The sequence below is a fragment of the Corallococcus sp. 4LFB genome (genome assembly GCF_046520365.1).
In the GTDB taxonomy this organism is placed as follows: domain Bacteria; phylum Myxococcota; class Myxococcia; order Myxococcales; family Myxococcaceae; genus Corallococcus; species Corallococcus caeni.
Genome location: NZ_JBKGHJ010000751.1, coordinates 1 through 2,833 on the forward strand (window position 1 = coordinate 1; position 2,833 = coordinate 2,833).

The 2,833-nt window shown below is 66.5% G+C and carries 3 protein-coding genes; all 3 read left to right on the plus strand.

Translation table 11 applies throughout. From position 1 onward, the window contains the following. Positions 1–1,026: carbohydrate ABC transporter permease (locus tag ACLEQD_RS40625; RefSeq protein WP_410391293.1), on the plus strand; the 1,026-nt coding region annotated here is incomplete at its 5' end. A 5-nt stretch (positions 1,027–1,031) separates the two neighbouring features. Continuing rightward, positions 1,032–1,919 carry a sugar ABC transporter permease gene (locus ACLEQD_RS40630; RefSeq protein ID WP_410391294.1) on the plus strand — a complete coding sequence of 296 codons (888 nt, stop codon included), beginning with the start codon at positions 1,032–1,034 and terminating at the stop codon, positions 1,917–1,919. A gap of 57 nt (positions 1,920–1,976) precedes the next feature. After that, positions 1,977–2,833 (plus strand): glucodextranase DOMON-like domain-containing protein (locus ACLEQD_RS40635; RefSeq protein WP_410391295.1); only part of this gene is annotated, 857 nt, incomplete at its 3' end.

Sequence of the window (2,833 nt, forward strand, 5' to 3'; positions counted from 1 at the left end):
CGCGGCAACGCGGGCAAGGCGCTGGGCGCGCTGGGCGTGCTGGGCCTGGCGGTGCTGCTGTTCATCGGCCTGGGCGCGCTGCACCGGGCGGCGGCCACGGCGGTGGAGCACCGGCAGGCGTACGCGTACGTCCTGCCCGCCATGGTGGGCATGGTGGTGCTGGTGTTCTTCCCCTTCGCCTACGGCATCACGCTGTCGTTCACGGACGCCAACCTCTACAACAGCAGCCAGCCGCTGTCGGAGCTGTGGGTGGGCTTCCGCAACTACGCGGACATCCTGGGCGACTTCAGCTTCGCGAAGACGGCCGCGGACGGCTCGTGGGTCTTCAACTACCTGAACTTCTACTACACGCTGCTCTTCACCATCGTGTGGACGGTGACGAACGTCACCATCGGCGTGACGGTGGGCCTGCTGCTCGCGCTGGCGCTCAACGTGCCCAACCTGAGGATGCGGCCGGTGTACCGCGTGCTGCTCATCCTGCCGTGGGCCATGCCCAACTACATCACCGCGCTCATCTGGAAGGGCATGTTCCACCAGCAGTTCGGCGTGGTGAACCACGTCATCCGGATGTTCGGTGGGGAAGGGCTGGCGTGGTTCGACTCCCCCTTCACGTCGTTCTTCACGGCGCTGGCCACCAACGGCTGGCTGTCCTTCCCGTTCATGATGGTGGTGTCGCTGGGCGCGCTCCAGTCCATCCCGGGTGAGCTCTACGAAGCGGCGCGCGTGGACGGCGCCAACCGGTGGCAGCAGTTCACCGCCATCACGCTGCCCGCGCTGAAGCCCGCGCTGGTGCCCGCGGTCATCCTGTCGGTGGTGTGGACCTTCAACATGTTCAACATCATCTTCCTGGTGACGGGCGGCGACCCGGGCGGCTCCACCGAAATCCTGGTCACCCAGGCGTACAAGTTCGCCTTCGAGCGCTACCGCCACGGCTACGCGGCGGCGTACTCCACCGTCATCTTCGGCATCCTGCTGCTCTACAGCATGGTGCAGAACCGCATGAGCCGCGCCACGGAGGCCGCGTAAACCCCATGGCGCTCTTCTCTGAACGTCGCGAAGGCATCCCGCACCTGCCGCTGCATGCCGTATTGGTGGCCTTCACCCTCTTCACCATCTACCCCATCCTCTGGGTGGTGAGCCTGGCCTTCTCCGGCAAGCAGAGCCTGGCCATCGCCACGCTGCCGGAGAACCCCACCTTCTGGGACCGGCTGCGCGCGGTGACGCCGTGGCCGGAGCACTTCTCCGTCTCCAACTTCGTGTCGGTGATGTCGGACCAGCCCTTCGCGAAGTGGATGTTCAACAGCGCCATCGTGGCCATTGGCACCACGGTGCTGGGCGTCTTCATGGCGTGCACGGCGGCGTATGCCTTCAGCCGCTTCAAGTTCCCCGGCCAGCGCGCGGGCATGATGGCGTTCCTCGTGTCCCAGATGTTCCCGGGCACGCTGATGCTGATTCCGCTCTACATCATCCTGGTGCAGTGGCTGGGCCTGGGCAGCAGCCGGCTGGGCCTCATCATCGTGTACGCCACCACGTCCATCCCGTTCAGCGTGTGGATGCTCAAGGGCTACTTCGACACCATCCCCAAGGACCTGGAGGAGGCGGCGCTGATGGACGGCGCGTCCCCGGGGCGCATCTTCTGGAGCATCATCCTGCCGCTGGCCAAGCCCGCGGTGGCGGTGACGGCGCTGTTCAGCTTCATGACGGCGTGGAACGAGTTCATCCTCGCGGCGACGTTCATGGACCAGGAAGCCATGTACACGGCGCCGGTGGGCCTGCGCTTCTTCGTGGGCGGCTTCAGCCAGCAGTGGGGCTACTTCGCGGCCGGCTCCATCATCGTGTCCGTGCCCGTCGTGTTCCTCTTCCTCTTCCTGCAGAAGTACCTCGTCTCCGGGCTCACCGCCGGTGGCGTGAAGGGTTAGTCCCGCGGTCGTTCTTCGCAGTCCTTTCGTCTGTCGTTGCAAGGAGCAAACACCCCCATGATCAACCCCCGCATCGCAGTGCTCACCCTGGCCGCTTCCCTGTCCGCGGCCCCGGCCCTGGCCGACAAGGTGTCTTTCAAGGACCCCACCGGCGACGACAAGGGCCCGGGCAAGTACACCTACCCGACGGACCCCGTGTACAAGCCGGGCTCGTTCGACCTGACCGGCTTCAAGCTGGACCAGGGCGGCAACAAGACGGACATCCAGATCCAGCTGAAGGCGTCGCTGGAGAACCCCTGGAAGATGGCGGACGGCTTCTCCGTGCAGGAGGTCTTCGTCTTCATCGACATGGACCACAAGGTCGGCAGCGGCTTCACGGACAGCCCGCCGGGCCTGAACGTCTCCTTCGCGCCGGAGGACGCGTGGGACAAGGTCGTCATCATCTCGCCGCAGGGCTCCTCGCGCGTGCGCGCGGAGGCCAACAACAAGGCGGGCGCGATGAAGGGCGCCGTCGTGGTGCCCACCAAGGTGCGCGCCTCCGGCAACAAGATCACCGCCACCGTCATGAACGCGGACCTGGGCGAGGGTGACCCCTCCAAGTGGGGCTACCAGGTCGTGATGCAGTCCAACGAGGGCTTCCCCGCGGACAACGACTTGCTCACGCGCCGCGTGAACGAGTACGAGGGCCAGCACCGCTTTGGCGGCGGCTCCGACTACAACTGCGACCCGCACGTGATTGACGTGCTGGCCGGCCAGGGCAAGGGCGACAGCTCCGAGACCAAGGCCCAGTACGACATGCTCGCCTACGAGTGCGCGGGTGACGGCTCCGCCACGAAGAAGGCCACGCTGAAGATGGTCTCCGGCCCGAACCGCCCCGCGGCGCAGGGTGGCGCGGCGGCGGCCCCGGCCCCGGC

What these genes read in the sequence shown, in the direction of transcription:
- ACLEQD_RS40630 (WP_410391294.1), top strand. Translation starts at nt 1,032, where the DNA reads ATGGCGCTCTTCTCTGAACGTCGCGAAGGCATCCCGCACCTGCCGCTG.